Source organism: Shewanella litoralis, assembly GCF_009828585.1.
GTDB lineage: Bacteria > Pseudomonadota > Gammaproteobacteria > Enterobacterales > Shewanellaceae > Shewanella > Shewanella litoralis.
The window spans coordinates 114,959-138,504 of sequence record NZ_WSRZ01000003.1 but is presented as its reverse complement, the minus strand read 5'-3'; the positions used below and the strand labels follow the sequence as shown (position 1 = coordinate 138,504).

Annotated in this window: 21 protein-coding genes and 1 pseudogene; 16 read left to right on the top strand and 6 right to left on the bottom strand. The window is 42.6% G+C overall.

Going from position 1 to position 23,546, the window contains the following annotated elements; genetic code table 11:
- Positions 1–549: 549 nt before the first annotated feature.
- Positions 550–2,739: pseudogene (locus GQA99_RS04525) on the bottom strand (S46 family peptidase); the annotation flags it as partial.
- A 130-nt stretch (positions 2,740–2,869) separates the two neighbouring features.
- Here GQA99_RS04525 and dnaB point away from each other — a divergent pair.
- Together dnaB and alr are read left to right on the top strand one after the other, a co-directional pair.
- Positions 2,870–4,276 (top strand): replicative DNA helicase, encoded by a 1,407-nt coding sequence (gene dnaB, locus GQA99_RS04520; RefSeq protein WP_160052665.1) that lies wholly within the window; start codon positions 2,870–2,872, stop codon positions 4,274–4,276.
- Positions 4,277–4,398: 122 nt separating this feature from the next.
- Positions 4,399–5,517 (top strand): alanine racemase, encoded by a 1,119-nt coding sequence (gene alr, locus GQA99_RS04515; protein WP_160052663.1) that lies wholly within the window; start codon positions 4,399–4,401, stop codon positions 5,515–5,517.
- A 132-nt stretch (positions 5,518–5,649) separates the two neighbouring features.
- Here the strand turns inward: alr and GQA99_RS04510 are convergent, their stop codons facing one another.
- Together GQA99_RS04510 and GQA99_RS04505 are read right to left on the bottom strand one after the other, a co-directional pair.
- Positions 5,650–6,120 (bottom strand): chemotaxis protein CheX, encoded by a 471-nt coding sequence (locus GQA99_RS04510; RefSeq protein WP_160052661.1) that lies wholly within the window; start codon positions 6,118–6,120, stop codon positions 5,650–5,652.
- A 348-nt stretch (positions 6,121–6,468) separates the two neighbouring features.
- Positions 6,469–7,752 (bottom strand): sensor domain-containing diguanylate cyclase, encoded by a 1,284-nt coding sequence (locus GQA99_RS04505; protein ID WP_160052660.1) that lies wholly within the window; start codon positions 7,750–7,752, stop codon positions 6,469–6,471.
- A 482-nt stretch (positions 7,753–8,234) separates the two neighbouring features.
- Here GQA99_RS04505 and dusA point away from each other — a divergent pair, with 482 nt between their 5' ends.
- Positions 8,235–9,257: a tRNA dihydrouridine(20/20a) synthase DusA gene (dusA, locus tag GQA99_RS04500; protein ID WP_160052658.1), complete on the top strand. Its 1,023-nt coding sequence runs from the start codon at positions 8,235–8,237 to the stop codon at positions 9,255–9,257.
- 50 nt (positions 9,258–9,307) lie between these two features.
- Here the strand turns inward: dusA and GQA99_RS04495 are convergent, their stop codons facing one another.
- On the bottom strand, positions 9,308–9,649 hold the full coding sequence (locus tag GQA99_RS04495; protein WP_160052657.1) for a hypothetical protein: 342 nt from the start codon (positions 9,647–9,649) through the stop codon (positions 9,308–9,310).
- Positions 9,650–9,709: 60 nt separating this feature from the next.
- On the opposite strand from GQA99_RS04495, the gene GQA99_RS04490 reads away from it, so the two are divergent.
- From GQA99_RS04490 to GQA99_RS04485, 3 genes are all read left to right on the top strand, one after another.
- Positions 9,710–10,027 (top strand): hypothetical protein, encoded by a 318-nt coding sequence (locus GQA99_RS04490; protein ID WP_160052656.1) that lies wholly within the window; start codon positions 9,710–9,712, stop codon positions 10,025–10,027.
- Positions 10,027–10,158, top strand: coding sequence for a hypothetical protein (locus GQA99_RS20875; protein WP_268244218.1), 132 nt, complete (start codon positions 10,027–10,029; stop codon positions 10,156–10,158). The genes GQA99_RS04490 and GQA99_RS20875 overlap by 1 nt, the downstream gene beginning before the upstream one ends.
- A 126-nt stretch (positions 10,159–10,284) precedes the next feature.
- Complete coding sequence (locus GQA99_RS04485; RefSeq protein ID WP_160052655.1) at positions 10,285–10,485, top strand: PspC domain-containing protein; 201 nt, start codon at positions 10,285–10,287, stop codon at positions 10,483–10,485.
- An 80-nt stretch (positions 10,486–10,565) separates the two neighbouring features.
- On the opposite strand, the gene GQA99_RS04480 is transcribed toward GQA99_RS04485, so the two are convergent.
- Positions 10,566–11,303 carry an enoyl-CoA hydratase-related protein gene (locus GQA99_RS04480; RefSeq protein WP_160052654.1) on the bottom strand — a complete coding sequence of 246 codons (738 nt, stop codon included), beginning with the start codon at positions 11,301–11,303 and terminating at the stop codon, positions 10,566–10,568.
- Between the two features lie 36 nt (positions 11,304–11,339).
- Here GQA99_RS04480 and GQA99_RS04475 point away from each other — a divergent pair, with 36 nt between their 5' ends.
- From GQA99_RS04475 to GQA99_RS04465, 3 genes are read left to right on the top strand one after another with little or no spacing between them, the layout of a single operon-like run.
- Complete coding sequence (locus tag GQA99_RS04475; protein ID WP_160052653.1) at positions 11,340–11,828, top strand: copper chaperone PCu(A)C; 489 nt, start codon at positions 11,340–11,342, stop codon at positions 11,826–11,828.
- A 12-nt stretch (positions 11,829–11,840) separates the two neighbouring features.
- Positions 11,841–12,812, top strand: coding sequence for a DUF2333 family protein (locus tag GQA99_RS04470; RefSeq protein WP_160052652.1), 972 nt, complete (start codon positions 11,841–11,843; stop codon positions 12,810–12,812).
- Positions 12,813–12,814: 2 nt separating this feature from the next.
- A complete protein-coding gene (locus GQA99_RS04465; RefSeq protein WP_160052806.1) occupies positions 12,815–13,549 on the top strand; it encodes a TIGR04219 family outer membrane beta-barrel protein in 735 nt (244 codons plus the stop codon).
- A gap of 69 nt (positions 13,550–13,618) precedes the next feature.
- Here the strand turns inward: GQA99_RS04465 and tolC are convergent, their stop codons facing one another.
- Complete coding sequence (gene tolC / locus GQA99_RS04460; RefSeq protein WP_160052651.1) at positions 13,619–14,914, bottom strand: outer membrane channel protein TolC; 1,296 nt, start codon at positions 14,912–14,914, stop codon at positions 13,619–13,621.
- A gap of 385 nt (positions 14,915–15,299) precedes the next feature.
- Here tolC and nudF point away from each other — a divergent pair, with 385 nt between their 5' ends.
- From nudF to parC, 7 genes are all read left to right on the top strand, one after another.
- Positions 15,300–15,926, top strand: a complete 627-nt coding sequence (gene nudF, locus GQA99_RS04455) for an ADP-ribose diphosphatase (protein WP_160052650.1) — start codon at positions 15,300–15,302, stop codon at positions 15,924–15,926.
- 39 nt (positions 15,927–15,965) lie between these two features.
- A complete protein-coding gene (locus GQA99_RS04450) occupies positions 15,966–16,403 on the top strand; it encodes a DUF1249 domain-containing protein (RefSeq protein ID WP_160052649.1) in 438 nt (145 codons plus the stop codon).
- A gap of 34 nt (positions 16,404–16,437) precedes the next feature.
- A complete protein-coding gene (cpdA, locus tag GQA99_RS04445) occupies positions 16,438–17,277 on the top strand; it encodes a 3',5'-cyclic-AMP phosphodiesterase (RefSeq protein WP_160052648.1) in 840 nt (279 codons plus the stop codon).
- A 32-nt stretch (positions 17,278–17,309) separates the two neighbouring features.
- The gene (locus GQA99_RS04440; RefSeq protein ID WP_160052647.1) at positions 17,310–17,882 is read left to right on the top strand and encodes a YqiA/YcfP family alpha/beta fold hydrolase; all 573 of its coding nucleotides are present in this window, start codon (positions 17,310–17,312) and stop codon (positions 17,880–17,882) included.
- Positions 17,883–17,953: 71 nt separating this feature from the next.
- The gene (gene parE, locus GQA99_RS04435) at positions 17,954–19,840 is read left to right on the top strand and encodes a DNA topoisomerase IV subunit B (protein WP_160052646.1); all 1,887 of its coding nucleotides are present in this window, start codon (positions 17,954–17,956) and stop codon (positions 19,838–19,840) included.
- Positions 19,841–19,909: 69 nt separating this feature from the next.
- The gene (locus GQA99_RS04430) at positions 19,910–21,061 is read left to right on the top strand and encodes a PQQ-dependent sugar dehydrogenase (protein ID WP_160052645.1); all 1,152 of its coding nucleotides are present in this window, start codon (positions 19,910–19,912) and stop codon (positions 21,059–21,061) included.
- Positions 21,062–23,365, top strand: coding sequence for a DNA topoisomerase IV subunit A (parC, locus tag GQA99_RS04425; protein WP_160052644.1), 2,304 nt, complete (start codon positions 21,062–21,064; stop codon positions 23,363–23,365).
- The last annotated feature ends 181 nt before the right edge of the window (positions 23,366–23,546 follow it).

Sequence of the window (23,546 nt, the reverse complement as noted above, 5' to 3'; positions counted from 1 at the left end):
AGCTACTGCAGTTGTCGTTTCAGCTACTGTTTCAGTTGTCGCTTCGGCTGCTGTTTCAGTTGTCGCTTCGGCTGCTGTTTCAGTTGTCGCTTCGGCAGCTGCTTCAGTTGTCGCTTCGGCAGCTGCTTCAGTTGTCGCTTCGGCAGTTACTTCAATTGTCGCTTCGGCTGCTGTTTCAGTTGTCGCTTCGACTACTGCTTCAGGTGCGGCTTCGGCAGCTACTTCAGTTGTCACTTCGGCAGCCACTTCAATTGTCGCTTCAGCTACTACTTCTGCTACTACTTCTGCTACTACTTCTGCTACTACTTCAGTTACGGCTTCGGCTGCTGTTTCAGTTGTCGCTTCGGCTACTACTTCAGTTACGGCTTCGGCAGCGACTTCAGTTGTGTCTTCGGCTGTTGCTTCAGTTGCCAGCCCTCCAGTAACTTCTGCATTGGCTTCAACGAGTGCTTCGGTTTGCGCTTCTACTGAAACATCAACTGGCATTTCCGATATCATTTCTGTTGCTATGATTGTGCTTGTAGGCGTGATTACTTCTGCTATGTCTGAGTTTCTGGTCAGTGATAATTCTTTAATTAAGTTATCAGCGTGATCAACTTTATCCATCATCCATAAAATGTAACGAATATCGACGTGGACAGCGCGGGTGATGGTTGGGTTAAAGAACCAGTCTTTAGTAATGGCTTCGTAGGTTGAGTCAAAATTAAGTCCAACAAGTTCACCTCTACCATTAAATACTGGTGAGCCTGAGTTGCCACCTGTGGTGTCTGCGCTGGATAAAAAGTTAACCGGTACCGAGTTGAAATCTGCTGGTTTGTCTAGGCACGACATAAACTGACAGTTGCTTTGCTGTTTATATACTGATGTGACACGATGATCACCCTGATCGCCAGATTTAATGGCTGCGAGCAATTTAGCGGGAACATTATAAGGTTCTTTACCCGTGTGTTTTGCTAGCAAACCTTCTAGGCGAGTAAAAGGTTGTTTGTAGGTGGCATCTTTAGACAGATAACCATCGACCATGCCGTAAGTAATACGTAATGTACGGTTTGCGTCTGGGTAAACTGGCCAGTTGTTAGACTTGTAATAGTCAATAATTGCTTTCATGTACTCTGGGCGTGCAGATGATAGCTTGCCGTCGAGTATTTTTTCGCGTTTTTCCAAAGCCATATTGGTGTCGTGGATCGCCACAGCTAAGCGAATAAAGGGATCTTCACTGGCTTCAAAATCCAAGGCTGGTTTTTTCATCCAGGCAAGACGCTTGGTTTGGTCTGTAAGCTCCGTTAATGCGTATAAGGCTTCAACTTTAACTTCTAATGCTTCAAAGTTGTCGGTAATACTGAGTGCGCTATCAAACACTTTATTTCTAAGCGGCTGTCTTACATAAGCTTGTAAATCTTGTAACCACAATGTTTTATCTACTGCAGGGTCAAAGCTGCTATCAATACGCCTTAGCGCCGCTCTAAACATTTTCATGTCTCTAAGCTGATACCCTGGTTCACGTTTGTCGTTGGGCTTTTTTCTTTCTTTTGCTAAACGATACAGTTTACTTGCCGTAATGAGCATTTCGCTCGATTGGGCATTTTTAAAGAAGTAGTTTATTTTTGCTTGCTGGTGTTGCTCAGTCAGTAATGCTTCAAGATTACTGATCAAGTCTTGGTTGGCAGTTGGATCTTTTTTTAACCATGCTAAAAAGTCATCTTCACGTTGCTGCTTAATGCCGACAATGTCGGTGGCATTAAAGCCATCGAGTAGGCCGTTGAACTTTTTCATGCGATTGGCCATCGATGCCATCGTACCGGCATATTTTAAAGCAATTTCTTTATCAACCGCGCCCATAAAATTCACGGTATCAATTTGTAATTGATAGCGTTTAGCGTAAGTAGGATAAATCCAATCACTGGCAAATTGCAGTTCACTCGTGAGGTTGTAGCGGCTGGTTGACCCTGGATAACCCGCGACAAAAATTCCGTCGCCTGCTTTAACACCGTCAGCGTTAATTTTAAGGTAACTTTTAGGTTGGTACGGCACATTGTCTTTATTAAACGAGGCCGGTTTACCGTCTTTACCCACATATGCGCGTAAAAAAGTAAAATCACCTGAATGACGAGGATATTCGTAGTTGTCGATGTCACCGCCAAATCCACCGACTGTTTCTGGTGGGGCGTAGACTAAACGCACATCGCGAATAATCAATTTTTTAGTGAGGTAATACTCAAGACCATGGTGAAAATCATCGACTTCGCAGCGGTAGTTACTGTCGATTTCACACTCTTTGACTAATGTTTTGCTATTGGTTTGGATTTGCTCGAAACGGGTTAAAGGCTCATCACTTAAGTTGGCGAGAACTTTGTCGGTGACGTCGGTCACTTCCTCAGTAATATAAAGGCGCTCATTTGGCCCTGCCGATGGTTCTTCTGCTTGGGTATGTGCTAAAAAACCATTTGCCAAATAATTATGTTCTTTTTTGCTGTTATATTGGATACCGCGATAGGCACAATGATGGTTTGTGACAACTAGGCCTTGGGGCGATACAAAACTGGCGGTACAATAGCCCAAGCTGACAACGGCGTTCATGGGGTATTGGCCTAAGTCGGCAAGCTGTGAGGCAGGAATATCAATACCACGTTGTTGTAACTTGTCGGCAATGGATAGCATTTGGTAAGGCTGCCATTGTCCTTCATCAGCATAAGCAAAACAGGATGTCAGCACTAATGCTGCAACAAGTGCAATACGCATGTATTTTCCTTAAATGTATAATTTATTAACCGTTGACGAAGCCGTCTTTTTCATTCTAAATGACAGCATTTTAAGCTTAGACACGGTGTTATACCATATTTTATAAAGTCGTTGTAAATTGGGAGCGTTAATGTCACAACAAGGTGCTTTTAAAGCCAGAAATAGGCAAAAAGATGCAGAAGTCAATGCATTGAAACTGCCGCCACATTCAATTGAGGCTGAACAGTCGGTTTTGGGCGGCTTGATGCTAGATGCTGAAGCGTGGGACCGTGTTTCTGAAGCGGTTGTACCTGAAGATTTTTATTCTCGCTCACATCGAATGATTTTTAATGCGATGCAAAAGTTAATGGAGTCTGGGCAGCCGCTCGACTTAATTACCGTCTCTGAGCAACTTGAAATAGAAGACCAATTAGACGATGCAGGCGGTTTTGCCTATTTAGGCGAAATTGCTAAAAACACCCCCAGTGCCGGTAACATTTTATCTTACGCTGATATCGTACGTGAACGTGCCGTGGTTCGCGATATGATTGGGGTTGCGCATGAAATTGCTGATGCGGGTTATAACCCAGAAGGCCGTGATTCAAGTGCACTATTAGATTTAGCCGAAAGCAAGGTTTTCAAAATTGCCGAAATGCGTACAAACGCCAATGAAGGCCCTGAAAACATCAAAAGTATTCTTGAAAAAACCGTCGATAAAATCGAGCAGCTATACAACAATCCACATAATGGTGTGACGGGGGTATCTAGTGGTTTTGGCGATTTAGACAAAATGACGGCTGGCTTCCAAGCGGGTGACTTAATCATTGTGGCGGCACGTCCATCGATGGGTAAAACCACCTTTGCAATGAACTTATGCGAACAAGCGGCAATGAATGAAGACAAGCCTGTGCTCATTTTTAGCCTCGAGATGCCGTCAGAACAGATTATGATGCGTATGCTGGCCTCACTTGGCCGCGTCGATCAAACCAAAATCCGTACCGGTCAATTAGATGATGAGGATTGGGCACGTGTTTCATCAACGATGGGGATTATGCTTGAGCAAGGCAAAATGTACATTGATGATGGTTCAGGCTTAACCCCAACCGAAGTGCGCAGCCGAGCCAGACGTATTGCCCGTGAGCATGGTGGCCTGTCGATGATTATGATCGATTACTTGCAGTTAATGCAGGTGCCTTCGTTAAAAGATAACCGTACTCTGGAAATTTCAGAAATCTCGCGTTCGTTAAAAGCCTTAGCAAAAGAGCTCGAAATTCCGGTTATTGCACTGTCTCAGCTTAACCGCTCACTAGAGCAACGTGCAGATAAACGCCCGGTTAACTCAGACTTACGTGAATCAGGCGCGATTGAGCAGGATGCCGACTTAATTATGTTTATTTATCGTGATGAGGTGTATAACGACAACTCTGAAGATAAAGGCACTGCTGAAATCATTATTGGTAAACAGCGTAACGGTCCTATTGGTCGTGTGCGTTTGGTCTTTCAGGGGCAATTTTCACGGTTTGATAATTATGCTGGGCCGCAGTTCGAAGAAGATTAATTATTGATTATCAAATATTTAATTTTACTTCGCGGCTATTTATGATCATCAGCTAACGAAATAATACTTTGGTTGTACCCGCAACATGAGTCATGTTTTTATTGTTTAATTAAGGCAGTCTATTGAAACCGTTTCCTCGTGCAGAAATCAGCCGTTGCGCATTACAAAGTAACTTGGCGCAACTGCGTCTTATTGCCCCTAAAAGTAAAATTATGGCGGTGGTTAAAGCCAATGGTTATGGCCATGGTTTGCTCAATGTGGCTGAAAGTGTAGGGATATTGAATTTTGTTGAAAGCGTTGGTAAATATCATGGTGGCGCTGATGGTTTTGGTTTAGCAAGACTTGAAGAAGCACTGCAGCTTCGCGCTGGCGGAGTTGAAGGTAAGCTTTTATTGTTAGAAGGCTTTTTTCGTCAATCTGATTTGCCGATATTAGTCTCTCATAATATTGATACAGTGGTTCATCATGAGTCGCAGTTGCAAATGCTCGAGACCATTAAGCTTGATAAACCGGTAACAGTGTGGATAAAAATTGATACCGGTATGCATCGTATTGGTTTTACATTGGATCAGTTTGACAGTATTTATCAACGTTTATTGCAATGCCCACAGGTGGCTAAGCCTATTCATTTAATGACTCACTTTGCCTGCGCAGATGAGCCAGATAACAAGATGACGCAAACACAAATTAATGCGTTTGAAGAGCTCATCAGTGGTTTAGACGGCGACCGAACGTTGGCAAATTCTGCCGGTACATTATTTTGGCCATCAAGCCAGGCTGATTGGATTAGACCAGGGATCGCGCTTTATGGTGTCTCCCCGGTTGTGGGCGATAAAGGCACTAATCATCGGCTTATTCCGGCAATGGAGTTAGTGTCTAACATTATTGCAGTACGTGAGCACAAAGCTGGTGACAGTGTTGGCTACGGTGCATTTTGGACCGCCAAACAAGATACTCGTTTAGGTGTTGTCGCTATTGGTTATGGTGACGGCTACCCGCGCAACGCCCCAGAAGGCACACCCGTATGGATTAATGGCCGTAGAGTACCCATCGTTGGTCGCGTGTCGATGGACATGCTAACTGTAGACTTAGGCGCTGATGCCCAGGATAAAGTGGGTGACAGTGTACAACTGTGGGGTAAAGCGCTCGCGGTTGAAGAAGTGGCTGAGCATATTGGTACGATTGCTTATGAGCTAGTGACCAAATTAACTCCCAGAGTGTTGGTCGAGTTGCTCGATTAGCCGTTGGAAATAACCTGAACTCAGGTTAAATAGCATAAACATGCGATAAAAATGGCCAACTTAGCAAGTTGGCCATTTTTATGTGTTCTTTAGGTCAATGCACTAAAGACAATCATTAATATTTAGTAAAGGTTATTGGGCATCTTCAAAACAGATTTCAATAAAGGCATTACCGTGTTCATGGGTAAAAGGCATCATGATTTTTTTACCGCGCGCTTTATGAGAAATAGTATGGTTTTTACCTGACACAACCGCCGGTGTTGCCATATCAAAATCATAGCCTTTATCGCTGAGCAAATTCTTAGCACCGCCGGTGACCATGTTAGTAATTTCACCGACCAGATCGGTCACTTCATCATTAATGATGTCAGGTTTTTCACCGAGCATTTTATGCATAATTTCAAGAATTAGGGTTTGCTCAAAGGTAATTGATAGCGAGCCACGAGTTTTAGGCCCCACCATACCAATCAAGCCAGAGACATCGCCTTTAGCAAGGTCATGGTTTTTTAACTGAGGTTTACCAGGCTTAAGATCCATTGTCGCCATAGTTGAAATTACATTGATCAAAGAAACAAGAAACGGGTTAATGAATTCAACGTTCATAGGCAAAGGTGTCCTCTAGATTAAAAATGCTAAATCGGTTTGTGCTAATTGCCGCTGTGGGATCTGGCGTATAAAGCTGACCATACACCGATTATCGTTTAGGCTCGCTAGCATGAATACACACTATATCAGTAAAGTGAAATACAAGTTAAAGCTTAGAACACAAAAATTAAATAGAAAGAGACATGGCTCGTAAAATCAATTTTTATACAGAGAGTTAGTGTTTGCAGATAGATAAACTTGATGATTGTCATCACTTATCGTGTTAAGTGTTTCATGAGAGGGTGTATCGGTTTATTAAGCCAAAATTTTGATTTATTAAAAACTAATCAATCTATTTTATTCAGTTTAGGCCGGTGGCTTTATTGGCCAGGTTACAACCTTGTTTCTCCCTGTTGTTTTAGCGTTATAGAGTGCTTCATCAGCTTTTACAAGCATGCTGTCTAGCGACATTTCAGGATGCTCATCATTGGTTGCAATACCAATACTGACTGTTATTTTTAAGTTATTCTCATTAAAGGAAATGTTCATAGCCTCAACGTTTTGGCGCAACCTCTCAGCTGAAATGATTGCGCCTTGAAGATCTGTCTCCGGTAAGATAATAATGAATTCTTCACCACCAAAACGTCCAATGATATCGATATCGCGTAAAGCCTTAGTGCATAAAGTAGCAAAACTTTGCAGGGCTTTGTCACCCGCCATATGACCAAATCTGTCATTAACATGTTTAAAGAAATCGATATCAGTAATTAAGAGTGAAAACGGACGATTGTGTTGACGACAGCGAGCTAATTCTTGCTCGGCTAACGTAAAACATTGGCGACGGTTTAACAGCCCCGTTAAGGTATCTGTTGTTGCTAGGCGCAGCAGCTCTTCTTCATGTATTTTACGTTCTGTGAGATCGAGTCCTATGCCTTGGTAACCTAATGGTTGTCCATCATTGGAAAGAATTAAGCGGTCAGTCCATTGGTACCATCGAACATTTCCAGCATAATCTTTACCGCTATGCTCATGCGAACAGATTGGGTTTTCAGGCGTGATACCTGCTAAATGAATTTTAGCCCCCTCAACATTTTCAGCATCCATGACATCATAAATACTCATGCCGATGATATCGTCTGCATCTGCGCCAAAATAGCTGCACAGTTCAGCATTAGCTAATGTCACTATGCCATCAGTAGTATAACGGTAAATCAATGCGGGCATATCTTTGACCATTGCCCGGTAAAATGCTTTTTCTATTTGCAGGTCTTTTTCTATTTGTTGGATGGTGTCTGATATAACAATGAATACAAGGACTTCTAATACGCTGTCGTTATGGTCAAATACTGGCGAGTAGCGTAACGACAATGATAATAATGCGTCTTTATTGTTAAGCGTGAGCTTCACCGTTTGGTCTACCTTGGTTTGGCAAGCAACTAACCATGGATTTTCGGGTGATGATCCTTGTAAGTCGGAGACAATATTCTGCCATTGCATACCAGTAAGTTTGTTTATGCTATTGAGTGGTTCATCATTTCGTTTATAAAAGAATTTATTGAATAGTAATTCTATTTCAGAGTCGATGGCGATAATGGCAAATTGTTGGTTAAGTCTGATAATTCCATGCTGGATGACATTAAGAATCTTCATTTCCTCTACATCATTACTCTGCGAATTAAGGTTCATAAAGTGCCTGTCGATGACCAGTCAAAGTGTTAACGGTGGTGAATTAACGCGCAATGGTATTAGGTCAGATTAGCGACCAAGGTACTCCATATTATTCTAAAGTAACTGAGTAATTTTTGAGTAGCTATATTCTATTAAATGAAATTGTATTAATACTAAATTTTAAAAACAACTGTTTAACCTAACACTATTGCGGTAATAACATTGTTCACTTCATAAGGAGGACTTTTAGCCCCTCCCATAAACAAATGATTCATTGTATAATGTGCAGTGATTTTGAGACATTTCCAAACGTGCAAACAACTCAAAGATTTGTTGTAATATCAATGACATTGAGGTTACCGGCTGATATTGACGAAAGCTTACTCCGGTGCTCGACTCGGTTGTAAACTCATACATGACTTTACACGTGCACGATTAACCCAGATTATGAGTAAAATAATTCAGTGAATACAACGCCTAAGATCATTACCTCAACAGATACCCTCGATCGCACTTTTTCAATCGCGCCTATGCTTGATTGGACTGATCGTCACTATCGTTACTTTGCGCGTTTATTGTCGGCTAAGGCGCTGCTTTATACTGAAATGGTGACAACCGGTGCGATATTGCAAGGTAAGGGTGATTACTTAGCTTATAACACTGAGGAACATCCATTAGCGCTGCAACTTGGCGGATCAAACCCCGTTGATTTAGCCGCATGTGCCAAATTGGCTGCAGATCGTGGTTATGATGAGGTTAATCTTAACGTAGGGTGTCCGTCAGATCGGGTGCAGAATGGTCGTTTTGGTGCCTGCTTAATGGCTGAGCCCGCCTTGGTGGCAGAGTGTGTCGATGCAATGAAGCAGGTTACTGATATTCCAATTACCGTCAAAACCCGTATTGGCATTGATGAACAAGACAGTTATCAATTTTTAACCGACTTTATTGAGACGGTCAACGCTAAAGGGTGTACTGCATTTACTATCCATGCACGCAAAGCGTGGTTACAGGGGCTAAGCCCAAAAGAGAACCGTGAAATTCCGCCATTAGATTATGAGCGCGTGTATCAATTAAAGCGTGATTACCCGCAGCTGAATATCAGCATTAATGGCGGTATTAAAACACTGGAAGAAGCCCAGTTACATTTAACGCAGTTAGATGGGGTGATGGTTGGCCGTGAAGCGTACCAAAATCCGTATATTTTAGCGCTGGTAGACCAGCAACTGTGCGGTATTAATGGTCCTGTCATTACACGCGAGCAAGTCATTGAGCAGATGATCCCCTACATTGAGGCCCATTTAGCCCAAGGTGGCCGCTTAAATCACATTACCCGTCATATGATAGGTTTATTCCAGGGGTTACCTGGCTCACGCGGTTGGCGTCGTCATTTAAGTGAAAACGCCCACAAACCTAATGCCGATATTAATGTGGTACTAAAAGCGGCAGAGTTTGTTGATGCCCAGGCATTAGCAGAGTCACAGGCTTAATTCGACCTTTACAATTTGAAAGTGAACAACCGTTACCTTATAGCAACGCCTTAATCAAAAAACCGCTGGATGCATTCTGAGTGCTCACTTATCAATGCGGACAGGTAGACTTTGCTGTTAGCTCTACTCCCCCCTAAAAGCGCCTTTATTGAGGCGCTTTTTGTTTGGATTATCCCAAATGGATGTGGTTTTTCCTTGTCGTATTCTTTGCTCATTTTTTGTTTGTTTAATGAACTAGTCATTTTCGCCAACTTGTTGGTTAGTTTTACTACCTGTTGGTTTTTTGAACTCGATGACTCTATGTTTTTTATCCAACTTAAAAAATAAAACTGTTTATTTTTTAATGGTTTGTAATTGATTTCAAAAGTTGGCACGCAGCTTGTAATACCCATAGTGTAATCAACTAGACGGGTGTTTAGTTGCCATTAACCAACACAAGAAAGGATGCCACCATGTTTACATTAACTTCAAATAAATTAGTTCGTCGTACTGTTCAATTATCTATTGCTGCTGTTGTACTGGCTACTGCGAGTGTATCTGCGCAAGCTGATGAAATGTCGGTGAGTCACACGCTTAATGCGCTTGAGCAAAATATGACTCAAGCAAGCCAAGAAATGATTTCAACCGCTAAGCAAGAGTTTATGTTGTCTTTACAGACTCAAATTGCACAGCAAGTATTTGAAATCAACTCAAGCTTTGCAGAAGTGACATTTGCTGAACCTGAATTGAACAAAACGGCAATTGCAGGCCAAACTGCAGAGAACAAGTAATGGATTGGGTGTTAAATATAGGCTTGGTGCTGCCGTTAATGTTGTTGCTATTAATGCCGGTAATCAGTTTTGCATTGTTTGCTACGTTAGTGGGCTGTGTGAGTCAGCGGGCTGATATGGCCAGACATTAATGACCAAGCTTAAGAGATAGCAGTAAGAGAAGTCGTTTATTAGCCATACGCGAACGATGAAAATGGTCAATAAAACCAGTACAGAATATCAATGTGCCAATAGGCAATGTTGCAGGAGATAAAAATATGAATCGTTTAATCAGTCGATTACAAGATGAAGCACGGATAGTGTGTGGTGTATCAGCTAACTTAGCCAAGCAATACGGTTGGTCGTTATTATGGACTCGTGTTGTGACCATTGGCTTAGTGGTGACTAATCCGAGCATCAGTTTAGCGGCGTATTTTATTGTTGCTGTTGTGATGAGCCAAAAAACTTCACGCTTTTAATGCTCATCCCTGATTGAATCGTATGGGATGAGCGAGGTCATCAGCGTCGCGGCTAATGTGTCTGGCTGATGAGGTGATGATTATTTATTTAAAAAGGCTTTAAAACGTTGTTTAGCCTCATCACTTTGCAAACGCTTGGCAAACTGCACCAGTTCTAATTTCATTTGGGCTTTAACTTGAGCCTGATTATGACGTAGCAGTTGTTTTGAAGCTTGCATAGACAAAGGTGGCTGGGCCGCCAATTTTTTTGCTTGCGCTAAACTGAAGCTAATCAATTCATCTGCGGCAACCACACGATTAATCAAATTTAACTGCGCAGCGGTTTGTGCATCAAACGCGTCACCTAATAAAATCAACTCAGCGGCTTTATGTTGGCCAACAATCGATGGCAACAATATGCTTGAAGCGGCTTCTGGTACTAAGGCTAAATTAACAAAAGGCATTTGGAATTTGGCTTTATTGTCGGCATACACTAAGTCACAGTGCAGCAGTAAAGTGGTGCCGATACCGACGGCAGCCCCTGTCACCGCTGCAACGACAGGTTTTTTTAGATCCAGTAAACAAAACAAGAATTTAACCGTTGGATGATTATCATCTAATGCACCACTTTGCAGGAAATCTACGATATCATTACCAGAAGTAAAACAGTCTTCAGTGCCATGAAACATAAAGGCACGAATGTCGTTGTCGGCTTCCCCTTGGATCAGGTATTCTGTGAGTTGTTGATACATTTCTAGATTGAAGGCATTACGTTTTTCTGGACGATTAAAGCCGATGATACGTACGCCTTGATCATCTCTTACCTGAATATAACTCATTCGTGACTTCCTATAGTGAATGCGAGTGTGGTTTACATGGAGTTTAAGACATTGAAAGCAATATTCAAACACCTGTTTAACTTTTTAGTGTTATCATCAGTGTCATTCGCTGCATCGGCGAACATTGTTCTTGTTGATGGACATGTTAGAGCTATGCCTGCGAGTGTGCCAAATACTGCAGCTTATTTTACGCTTGCTAACCATACAGCAAATGCAGTGACGTTAGTTGCGGTCAATACCCCCGCGGCTAAAGAAGCGCAGTTACATACGATAATTGAAGAAAATGGCATGGTAAAAATGCGCCAAGTTGACGGTTTTTTAATACCATCTCATGGGACGTTAACACTGCAATCAACAGGTGACCATGTCATGTTATTGTCGTTAACGGCCCCGTTAGTGGTTGATAATAAAGTGCCGCTAGAATTAATTTTTGAAGATGGTCAGCAACTTATGATTGAGTTACCGGTCTTAAAGCAGGCTGCTACTCAAGAGGGTGAGCAAGTCGACCATCATCACCATCATTAAGGAGTGATATTGATGCAAGTTACAAGGAATAAAATATTAGGCGTAGTTGGGGTACTTTCTTTAGTACTGTATTTTGTGAGTGTCTGGTGGAGTATTGAACCGGATCCAATTAAACCGATTTCTGCGCAAACCGATAATGCCAAAAAAATTATTGGTTACAGTACCACCAGTTCATTAATTTTAACCATGGAAACCTTACTCGATAAGCAAGGTGGATGGTTATCAAATGATGTTATGCCACCGTCATTAATGATGGATAACATGCCTGCATTTGAATTTGGTGCGTTAGAACAAGTGCGTGATTTAGCCTTAATTATGCGTAAAGAGTTTAGTCGCTCACAGTCGCAATCGACTGCTGATAATGACTTACTTGCTGCGCATTCTAAGTTAAATATCGAAAATACCAGTTGGCTGGTACCAAGCGCTGAAGGTGAATATCGCGAAGCGATCAAATTACTGAAACTTTACCGTGCCAAGATTAGTGACCCAAACAACAATAACGCGCAGTTTTATGCCCGTGCCGACAACCTGAATGAGTGGCTTAAAGAAGTACAAAAGCGTTTAGGCAGTATGTCACAGCGTTTATCGGCAAGTGTCGGTCAAGAACGCTTAAATACTGATTTAGCCGGTGACAGTTCTGCACGTCAATCAACACCAGGATTATCGAGCAGTGAGATTAAAACCAGCTGGTGGAAAATTGATGACGTATTTTATGAAAGCCGTGGTTCTGCCTGGGCATTATTAAACTTTATGCGTGCTATTGAAGTTGATTTTGCTGATGTGTTAGAAAAGAAAAATGCTGAGGTGAGTTTACGCCAAATTATTCGTGAGCTTGAAGCGACCCAGCAGACAGTGTGGAGCCCAATTGTGCTCAACGGAAACGGTTTTGGTTTAGTGGCTAATCACTCGTTAGTGATGGCGAATTATATCTCGCGTGCTAACGCAGCAGTTATTGATTTAACTAACTTAATTTCTCAAGGATAATGATGAAAAAGACTCTTCTTGCCACCGCTGTAGTGGGTTTATTAAGCATATCATCGGCACATGCGGCAACTGTTGTGGGTTTTAAAGTCGGTGCCGACTATTGGTTAGCAGACACGACAAATTCATTTAATGATGCCGATGGTGTCGCGCACAGTTTTTCTGACGACTCGTCGCAGGGCAGTGTTTGGATTGCGGTTGAGCATCCTTTCCCGTTTGTGCCAAATGTTAAGATCCGTGAAAATCGCTTAGAATCAAGTGCCGGTTTAGACAATGTCGATTTTACGTTTAATGGCCATGCATTTGAAGGTGAAGTCTCGGTAACCAACGAGCTAAACAATACGGATTTTGTGCTGTATTACGAAATTTTAGACAACGATTTAGTGTCAGTTGATTTGGGCGCAGCCTACAAGAAAATGAACGGCTCGTTACGTGTTGCTGATGCCGGTCATCCTGAGCAAATTGATATTGATAGCGGTATCTTTATGGGCTATGCCAGTGCGCAGGTCGGCATGGCTGGTTTAGGTTTATTTGGTTTTGCAGATGTATTGTTTGGTGTTGATGAATCTAATGTCTATGACTACGGTCTAGGTTTAGGTTGGCAGTTTGACAATTTAGCGGTCGATACTTTAGTGCGCGTGGGTTACCGTGACTTTAATTTTGATGTCAGCGACTTTTCTGATGTGTCTCAAAATACTCAATTTAAAGGTGCGTTTGCCGGAGTTGAACTGCGTTTCTAAGCCTTTAACTGAAAGTACAGACCATAAAAAAACCGCCAACTGGCGGTTTTTTATGGTAACAAATGGAGATTACTGTGCAATCAAACCGTTGTTAATGGCAATAACATCATCTTCATTTAACGTACCCGCAGCCTGTTTTAGCGCTAGGATTGAGTTAATGTAGCCATAACGTGCCTCTGATAACTGACGCTTTGAATCGTATAAGTCGCGAGTACGGTTAAGGACATCAACAATGGTACGCGTACCGACTTCAAAACCCGCTTGAGTCGCTTTTAACGCACTTTCAGATGAAATAACAGATTGCTCATAGGCTTTGATAGAGCTAATCGATGCCGTTACGTTATTGAAGTTGTTGCGAACATTTTTAGTGACACTACGGTGCGTTTGTTCTAACAATTCACTGGCTTCTACATAAGCAAATTGTGCCTGCTTAACTTGTGAAGAAACCGCAAAACCTTCAAATAATGGAATACTTAATGTCACACCGATATTAGTGTTGTCGTAATCTGGGCCAGGAGTTTGGTCCATGCCCTTGTTATAACCCGCATTAAAGTTTAGAGACGGCATGTGAGCTGCTTTGTATAAGCTGATGGTCTCATTAGCGATATCTTTAGCAATACGCTGAGTCATTAAATCAATGCTGTTGGTCTCAGCCATTTTCAACCATTCAGTTGAAGATGCTGGTGCAGGAGAGCCTGCAGAGAAGCGGTTGGTGTCTAATACGTTGATAGACTTATGGTCGATACCGGTAATTTCGCGTAATGCTTCGTAGCTGTTGTCTAGCGTGTTTTGCGCTAGGATCTCAAGTGCTGAGGCTAGGTCATATTGTGCTTGAGCTTCGTGCACGTCAGTAATTGCAGTTAAGCCCACCGCAAAACGTTGTTTGGTTTGCTCAAGTTGACGTTCAATTGCCGCTTTTTCAGCACCCTGGAACTCAAAGTTATCTTTAGCCGTTAGTACATCAAAGTATGCGCTAGTGACACGAGTAATCAGTGATTGTAATGTTGAGGCATATGCAGAGTCTGCTTGCGATGCAGCCATTTCAGCCAAATCTAAACCAACCCATGCACTGTGATCGTATATTACCTGGGTTAGGCTGACGCCACCGGTTAGGCCGTCGGTGTCATCAGCTGGATCATTCCATGCTTTTGCATAACCAACATTGGCACTGACGGTCGGTAGTAATGGTGCACGGTTTTCTTCAATGCTTTCGTATAACGCATCACGTTGTGCTTTGGCTTGTAAAACGATAGGGTCGCTAGTCAGCGCTTGCTGATAAATTTGCAATAAATCGTCAGCCTGTGCTGCTGGTGCGGCAATAGCAAAAGCTAGTGCTGCGTATAATGATCCAATTTTGAATTTCATTTGCTGCCCTTTTTAGACAATGCCTCATGAATTTGAGGTGTTAAATAACTGATTAATTTGGTCATGCCGCACCGTTAAGTTTAGGGTAGATAGTAAAGCAAACTTAACGTGGCAATCGTCGGAGCCGTGTGCTCAATGTTCCAGTGCTCAATGTTGTAAAAATACTTCACAATACACAATTGCATTGTGCACTATTTTTATATCTACCATGCACTCTAAATAGTATTGATTTTTTGTTTTTCAAGTCAAATTTGAAGTGTAACAGATTTTATTTTAATTAAATCCGTTTGTGTACGTAATCAGTGTGCCGTTTAGTTATTAATTATGTGAATTTAACCTGTTAAAATAGCTTATATAAGCGTTTGTTTAATCGACAAGGAAAATTATGCCTGACCAGCTGAGTGTATCGACATTTAATGCAGATTCCGATTTTAAGCTAATTGAGAAAAAAGTCCTCTATAAAGGTTTTTTTCAATTAGATGAGTACACCTTTAAACATAAATTATTTAAAGGTGGTTGGAGCGGTGAGGTCACCCGTGAAGTTTTTGAGCGCGGCAACGCGGTTGTGGTGCTGCCTTATGACCCAATTCGTGACGAAGTCGTGTTAATTGAACAAATTCGCCTGCCAGCATTAGCAACTACTAAATCAATCTGGCTTCTTGAGTTAGTGGCGGGTATGATTGAGCCCGGCGAATCACCAGAACAAGTCGCAACACGCGAATTGGCAGAAGAAGCTGGCTTAACGTTGCAAAGTTTAACACCAATAAACAGCTACTTAGTTAGCCCCGGCGGCACCACTGAACGATTTTATTTGTTTTGGGGGCACGTCGATGCGACTAAAGCATCTGGTGTACACGGGTTGGATGATGAAAATGAAGATATCCGTGTGCATGTTGTGAGTCGTCAGCAAGCCTACGATTGGGTAAACAATGGCCGCATCGACAACGCCTCTACAGTACTGGGTATTCAGTGGTTAATGCTGAACTACCAAATGATCCGCGATACACTTTAAACGTATTAGAGACAAAGATTTGCAGATAGGAACGATTGAGTGACAGTGTCAAACCACAATAAAAAGCAAAAGTATCAACCGAATGTCAGCGCATTTTTGGCTGTGTGCGGTCGTAATTACGCGCATATTTTAAAATGGTTACCAGAACAGTTTAGCCTTAACGAGCCTTGGCAGGTTGAGGGTGAATTTGGCACTTTGTTAGTCAATATTATCGAAAACACTAAATATACCCAGTTAGTCGAAATTTCGCGCCCTATACCAAATGGACATTTTTTTAAATCTCCAAAAGCACTTGTTCGTATCTATCATGATGCTCAATTAGCAGAAGTGTTAACTAGCCAACAGATTTATCGATTAAAGCCAGTGTATGATTATCCTAATATACATATGCATCATAGCGATGAGAAGTTTCAAGTGAATGCATTCCTTGAGGAGCTGTTGAAGATTGGCGCTAGGAGAGTGGCTTGCCAGTCATAGCTTATTTACCATATTTTTGTGTTAGGGATTTTTCGTGCTAAAAGACGCAGTGCATTATTCTGTTGCTGAAAATGAACCTGTGCGATTAGTCCAAGTGACTGATCCGCATCTATTTGCCGATCCTGAAGGTCAGCTATTAGGTGTTAACACCACAAATAGCCTTCAAGCAGTGTTAAATACGTTCATGGCAACCAAATATCCCGCTGATTTACTACTCGCCACCGGTGATATCAGCCAAGATTATTCGCCTGAGTCTTATCAACATTTCGTTGATAGAATTGAGGCGCTTAATCTTCCTTGTCATTATTTACCTGGTAATCATGATGACCCTCGCTTAATGGCCGTGCGCATGCAGGGTGAGCAGGTTTTTGGCCAACAGCTTATTGTGATTGGTGCATGGATTATTTTAATGCTCGATTCAACAGTGCGTGGCAAGCCTGGCGGGTACATGGGCGAGCAACAATTTGCACTGATTGATGCCGCCATCAAAGCTCACCCAAACAAGCATGTACTGTTAGTGATGCATCATAATCCCATTATGATGGAATGTGCGTGGCTTGATCAGCACTGTATGATGAACGGTACCGATTTTTTAGCTCGTACCAGCGCCTACCCACAAGTTAAAGGTGTGTTATGGGGCCATGTGCATCAGCAAGTCGACAAAGTTCATGTGGGGCCGCATGGCGATATTCCATTAATGGCAACACCGTCTACGTGTATTCAATTTAAACCTCTCTCACCTTATTTTGCTTTAGACCAACTACAACCCGGTTATCGTTTGCTGGAGTTGGCAGGCGATGGTAGCATTCGTACTAACGTTTACCGTGTGCCTGGAAATCGCTTTTCCCCTGATAATAAGGCGAGTGGGTACTAATTAAGATGTAATTTACCGACTCGCGAGGACATATGCTGCTTTATATACATGGTTTTAATAGCTCGCCGCAGTCGGATAAGGCCGTTCAAACCGCTCAGTATATTCATCAACATTACCCTCATGTCGTATTTCATCAACCGCAATTGCCTTCTTCACCGCATGCTGCGATGACACTGTTATGTGAATTTACCGAACAAGCTAAACAACAAGGGCAAACATTACGCTTTATTGGGTCATCGTTAGGTGGCTATTTTGCTAGTTATTTAGCCGAAACCTATGGCGGAAGGGCTGTTTTGGTTAATCCGGCGGTAAAACCCTTCGAATTATTTGAACAGTTTATCGGGCCTCAATATAATCCCTATACCAATGAGCATTATCAGGTGTTACCGCAACATCGAGATGATGTTGCGCAGTTTGATACTCAAGTGATACGACACCCTGACCGTTTTCTGGTGCTGTTGCAAACTGGTGACGAAGTGTTAGATTATCGACAAGCATTACATAAGTACCACAGCTGTGAATTACATCTAGAGCCCAATGGCGACCACAGTTTTGTCGGCTATGAACAACAATTAGATAAAATTTGTAATTTTATTCAGCTGTAACGATTTTGCGTTATAAAATAACGACTAATTTGAGCTAACTTTGGCTCCATTTAACTCCAAATGTGTGGACTATGACCAACCAATATACTTCAGATGCGATTGAGGTCCTTAACGGACTTGACCCGGTAAAGCGCCGTCCTGGTATGTATACCGACACCACCAGACCAAATCACCTTGGGCAAGAAGTCATTGATAACAGCGTTGATGAAGCGTTGGCTGGCCATGCAACTAAAATCGAAGTTATTCTGCATACTGATAACTCACTGGAAGTGACCGACGACGGCCGTGGTATGCCGGTGGATATTCACCCTGAAGAGGGTATTCCTGGGGTAGAGCTTATCTTAACGAAGCTGCATGCCGGTGGTAAGTTTTCAAACAAAAATTATCAGTTCTCTGGTGGTTTGCACGGCGTGGGTATTTCAGTTGTGAATGCCTTGTCAACGCGTGTGGAAATTACCGTACGCCGAGACGCACAAGTATACGATATGGCCTTTGAAAACGGCTTTAAAGTAGAAGAGTTAGCGGTAACCGGAACATGCGGGCGTCGAAATACCGGCACACGAGTACATTTTTGGCCTGATGTGAGCTATTTTGACTCGCCTAACTTTTCAGTCAGTAAGCTGATTTATCTACTGCGCGCCAAAGCTGTTTTGTGCCCAGGTTTACGGATTAAATTTACCAATAAACACACCAATGAAGTGCACGAATGGTTTTATGAAAGTGGTTTAACTGATTATCTGCAAGAAGCCGTTAAGGGCTCATTGATGCTTCCTGAGGAGCCTTTTGTCGGCACATTCAAAAGCGATCTAGAAGCGGCAGACTGGGCGATTACCTGGTTGCCTGAAGGCGGTGAAAGTCTCAATGAAAGCTACGTAAACCTTATTCCTACACCGCTTGGTGGAACCCATGTTAATGGCTTTAGGCAAGGTTTGCTTGAGTCTATGCGTGAGTTTTGTGAGTTTCGTAATTTGATACCCCGCGGGATCAAATTATCGCCAGATGACATTTGGGATCGCGCTGCGTTTATATTGTCTATCAAAATGCAAGACCCACAATTTGCCGGACAAACCAAAGAAAAACTCTCAAGTCGTCAAAGCTCTGCCTTTGTGTCTGGTATTGTTCGTGATGCGTTTTCGTTGTGGTTAAACTCAAATACTGAACTGGCTGAACAATTAGCTGAACTGTGCATTAGTAATGCACAAAAGCGCTTAAAAGCCGCGAAGAAAATAGCCCGTAAAAAAGTGGTGTCAGGCCCTGCTTTACCGGGTAAATTAACCGATTGTAGCGGTCAAGATCCTATGCGAGGTGAGTTATTTCTCGTAGAAGGAGACTCAGCTGGTGGCAGTGCGAAACAAGCTCGTGATCGTGAGTTTCAGGCGATTATGCCGCTACGTGGCAAAATTTTAAATACCTGGGAGGTCGATGCTTCACAGGTATTAGGCTCGCAAGAAGTGCATAATATTTCAATTGCGATTGGTTGCGATCCCGACAGTGAAGATATTTCAGAACTGCGATATGGCAAAATATGTATTTTAGCCGATGCTGACTCAGACGGATTACACATTGCGACCCTTCTATGTGCCTTATTTTTAAAGCATTACCGCGTGTTAGTTGAAAAAGGTCATGTGTATATTGCCATGCCGCCACTGTTTCGTATCGACATTGGTAAAGACGTTTTTTATGCCTTAGATGAAGCAGAGAAAAACGGCATTTTAGATCGCATTGCCGCAGAAAATAAAAAAGGCAAAATACAAGTGACCCGATTTAAAGGTCTAGGTGAAATGAATCCATTGCAATTACGCGAAACCACAATGGATCCTAATACGCGACGCTTAGTGCAATTGACAATCGATGATGCCGACGAGACATGGTCACTGATGGACATGCTTTTGGCAAAAAAACGCGCGTCAGATCGAAAAACCTGGTTAGAAAGCAAAGGTGATTTAGCATTACTTTAGCCATTTTTTCAATAAGACTCTCGCTTGAGTGCCAATAACAATATAAAGATAAGGCAAAAGAGAATTAACATGCAGTATTTCAACCTTCGATCTTATTTGCATATAGGCAATCGATTCACATTGGCAGGGATGTTTCTTTTAGGACTCTTTCCTGCTTCGATTGCGCTAGCCTCTCAGTCGGTGATGATTACTGTCACTAAAGGTTTTGGACTCAGTTTATATGCCTCTGATTTAGGTGATGTTAAACAAATGACCGTCGGCGACAACGGCACGTTATTTGTGGGTTCGCAGAAAAGCGGCACGGTTTACGCCCTGGTTGATAGCGATCAAAATGGTCAAGTGGACAAACGCTATTTAATTGCCCGTGGTCTCGAATATCCTGAAGCGTTAGCATTTCATGACGGTGCACTGTATGTCACCGAAGAAGATCGCATTATTCGCTTTGAAGAAATTGAGTCTCGCTTACGCCGCCCAAGTCGGGCTCGCGAAGTGTATTCCAATTTACCTAATCTAGATAAAAAGTATACTCGCTCTATGCGTTTTGGCCCGGATGGACGCTTATACGTGTCCATTGGATCTCCGTGTAACGTGTGCGAAGCCTCATCACCTTTTGGCAGCATTGTCGCCATTAATGTTGATACCGGCGCTAGTGAACAGGTTGCGTTAGGTTTGCGCAGTGTTACTGGCTTTGACTGGGCACCAGATGACAAAAAATTATGGTTTGCCGATTTAGGTCGGAACTGGATGGGTGATAATATTCCCGCAGATGAAATCAATCGTGTCGATATTAAAGGCAGCCACTTTGGTTTTCCTTATTTACATGGCACCGACGTGGTAGAGCCTGCATATGACAAACCTAAAAATCTGAATGTTATTGTGCCTGAGTTTGAACTGCCAGCTCATGTTGCTCCAACTGGTCTCAGTTTTTATCGTGGGCAGCAATTCCCAGAACGTTACCAACATAAAATTTTTGTTGCTGAAAATGGCTCATGGAATCGCTCGAGTAAAGTGGGCTACCAAATCGTGATGCTAGACATTAAAAACAACAATATTAATCAACGTGAAACTGTGGTGAGTTTTTTGGACGGAGAATTTCCCGTCGCTCGTCCGTTTGATGTGATCAATGCCCCAGATGGCGCAATGTACATATCAGATGACTTAAAAGGTAATGTTTACCGCTTGTTTTATAACGCACCCGAACAATCACAGGAATCTAACTAAATGAGTGATTCGATTGAATTAAGCCTTGATGGCGTAGAGCAAATGCCACTGAGGCGCTTTACCGAAGAGGCTTATTTAAATTATTCAATGTACGTCATAATGGACCGTGCTTTACCGCATATAGGTGATGGATTAAAACCGGTTCAACGTCGTATTATTTATGCCATGAGCGAGCTGGGTTTGTCGGCACAATCTAAGCATAAAAAATCGGCTCGTACCGTCGGTGATGTATTAGGTAAATATCATCCACACGGTGACAGTGCCTGTTATGAAGCCATGGTGCTGATGGCGCAGCCATTCTCTTATCGTTATCCGCTGGTTGATGGTCAAGGTAACTGGGGGGCTCCCGATGACCCTAAATCGTTTGCGGCGATGCGTTATACCGAAGCACGATTGTCTAAATTTTCTGAAGTATTACTGTCTGAATTAGGTCAAGGCACCGTTGAGTGGGGCGCTAACTTTGACGGCACCATGAAAGAGCCTAAAACCCTACCTGCAAGATTACCTCACATTTTGCTTAACGGTATTACCGGTATTGCGGTTGGCATGGCTACCGACATTCCGCCACACAACGTGCGCGAATTAGTGGCAGCGTGTATTGAGTTGCTTGATAATCCAAAAACCGATTTAGGCCGCTTAATGGAGTTGGTGCCAGGCCCCGATTACCCAACAGAAGCTGAAATTATTACCCCAAAGGCTGACATCGAAAAGATTTATGAAAGCGGTAAAGGCTCAATTAAAATGCGCGCGGTATTTAGCGAAGAGCAGGGTGAAATCGTAATTACCTCTTTGCCGCATCAGGCCAGTAGCGGTAAAATTTTAGAGCAAATTGCTAACCAAATGCAGGCTAAAAAGCTGCCAATGGTGTCTGATTTACGTGACGAGTCCGATCATGAAAATCCTGTTCGCCTAGTGATTGTGCCACGTTCAAACCGCATTGACTGTGAACAGTTAATGACCCATTTATTTGCGACAACTGACTTAGAAAAAAGCTTTAGAGTTAATTTAAACGTACTGGGTTTAGACGGTCGTCCACAAGTTAAAGGATTAAAAACCTTATTAACAGAATGGTTAGAGTACCGCGTCAGTACAGTGACTCGTCGTTTGCAGTATCGTTTAGACAAGGTATTAGCACGGTTACATATTTTAGAAGCGTTAATGATTGCGTTTTTAAATATTGATGAAGTGATTGAGATTATTCGTTTTCATGACGAACCTAAAGCGGAGCTAATGGCGCGCTTTAATTTGTCAGACAAGCAAGCTGAATCGATATTAGAGTTAAAGTTACGTCATTTAGCCAAGCTTGAAGAATTTAAGATTAAGACTGAACAAGACGAGTTGGCTGCAGAACGTGACAAACTCGAGTTGTTATTAAGCTCTGATCGTCGTTTAAAGACGTTAGTGAAAAAAGAGCTACTTCAAGATGGTGAAACCTATGGCGATAATCGTCGTTCACCTATCATTGAGCGTTTTGATGCAAAAGCACTAACAGAGCAAGAACTAACCCCGACAGAATCGGTCACCGTGGTGTTATCTGATAAAGGCTGGGTTCGCTGTGCCAAAGGTCACGATATCGATGTCGAGGGCTTGTCTTATAAGTCGGGCGACAGTTACTTATGTAGCGCGATGGGTAAGAGCAATCAAGCGGCGGTATTTATAGACTCTACTGGGCGTGCGTTTGCCACCGACAGCCATACGCTGCCGTCTGCACGTAGCCAAGGTGAACCTATCACCACGCGCTTTAATATGGCGCCTGGTGCAACTATGCAACATGTGTTGATGGGCAGCGACGATCAGTTCTTCTTATTAGCTACAGATGCAGGTTATGGCTTTATTTGTACTTATCCAGACATGGTTAGCCGTAATAAAGCAGGTAAAGCTTTATTAAGCTTGCCCACTAACGCACTGGCATTAACGCCTAAGTTAATTAATAAAGGCAGTGAACAGTCGTTATTAGCGATTACCTCGGAAGGGCGCATGCTGATGTTTAGTGTTGATGCATTACCGCAGTTATCAAAAGGTAAGGGCAACAAGATTATTGGTATCCCAACAGAGCGTGCCAAAAATCGTGAAGAACTGCTATTGCACCTTAATGTTGTGCCGCACAATACCGCTGTCACTTTATGGGCGGGTAAGCGCAAGCTAACCTTGAAACCAAGTGATTTAGAGCATTATCGCGGTGAACGTGGCCGTCGTGGGGCTAAACTCCCAAGAGGTTTACAGCGTGTTGACAGCGTTGACGTGGAAATTGGTGCGTTAGCTGATGATGGCATCCAAGACGATAATATTGAGATTCAAGATTAAATCACGACACTAAGAGTTAAGCTTTTAGTTTCGCCCTTAGTTTCGCCCTTAGTTTAGTTCTAAGTTTGGACTTTAATTTGACCTGAGCTTAGCCCTTAGTTTTGACATAAAAAAATGCTGCTCAATGAGCAGCATTTTTTTATGAAACGTAAAGCGATTTAACACTTAATGACAGTTAAGC

What these genes read in the sequence shown, in the direction of transcription:
- dnaB (WP_160052665.1), top strand. Translation starts at nt 2,870, where the DNA reads ATGTCACAACAAGGTGCTTTTAAAGCCAGAAATAGGCAAAAAGATGCA.
- GQA99_RS04510 (WP_160052661.1), bottom strand. Translation starts at nt 6,120, where the DNA reads ATGAACGTTGAATTCATTAACCCGTTTCTTGTTTCTTTGATCAATGTA.
- GQA99_RS04505 (WP_160052660.1), bottom strand. Translation starts at nt 7,752, where the DNA reads ATGAAGATTCTTAATGTCATCCAGCATGGAATTATCAGACTTAACCAA.
- GQA99_RS04495 (WP_160052657.1), bottom strand. Translation starts at nt 9,649, where the DNA reads ATGGGTATTACAAGCTGCGTGCCAACTTTTGAAATCAATTACAAACCA.
- GQA99_RS04490 (WP_160052656.1), top strand. Translation starts at nt 9,710, where the DNA reads ATGTTTACATTAACTTCAAATAAATTAGTTCGTCGTACTGTTCAATTA.
- GQA99_RS20875 (WP_268244218.1), top strand. Translation starts at nt 10,027, where the DNA reads ATGGATTGGGTGTTAAATATAGGCTTGGTGCTGCCGTTAATGTTGTTG.
- GQA99_RS04485 (WP_160052655.1), top strand. Translation starts at nt 10,285, where the DNA reads ATGAATCGTTTAATCAGTCGATTACAAGATGAAGCACGGATAGTGTGT.
- GQA99_RS04480 (WP_160052654.1), bottom strand. Translation starts at nt 11,303, where the DNA reads ATGAGTTATATTCAGGTAAGAGATGATCAAGGCGTACGTATCATCGGC.
- GQA99_RS04475 (WP_160052653.1), top strand. Translation starts at nt 11,340, where the DNA reads ATGGAGTTTAAGACATTGAAAGCAATATTCAAACACCTGTTTAACTTT.
- GQA99_RS04470 (WP_160052652.1), top strand. Translation starts at nt 11,841, where the DNA reads ATGCAAGTTACAAGGAATAAAATATTAGGCGTAGTTGGGGTACTTTCT.
- GQA99_RS04465 (WP_160052806.1), top strand. Translation starts at nt 12,815, where the DNA reads ATGAAAAAGACTCTTCTTGCCACCGCTGTAGTGGGTTTATTAAGCATA.
- tolC (WP_160052651.1), bottom strand. Translation starts at nt 14,914, where the DNA reads ATGAAATTCAAAATTGGATCATTATACGCAGCACTAGCTTTTGCTATT.
- nudF (WP_160052650.1), top strand. Translation starts at nt 15,300, where the DNA reads ATGCCTGACCAGCTGAGTGTATCGACATTTAATGCAGATTCCGATTTT.
- GQA99_RS04440 (WP_160052647.1), top strand. Translation starts at nt 17,310, where the DNA reads ATGCTGCTTTATATACATGGTTTTAATAGCTCGCCGCAGTCGGATAAG.
- parE (WP_160052646.1), top strand. Translation starts at nt 17,954, where the DNA reads ATGACCAACCAATATACTTCAGATGCGATTGAGGTCCTTAACGGACTT.
- GQA99_RS04430 (WP_160052645.1), top strand. Translation starts at nt 19,910, where the DNA reads ATGCAGTATTTCAACCTTCGATCTTATTTGCATATAGGCAATCGATTC.
- parC (WP_160052644.1), top strand. Translation starts at nt 21,062, where the DNA reads ATGAGTGATTCGATTGAATTAAGCCTTGATGGCGTAGAGCAAATGCCA.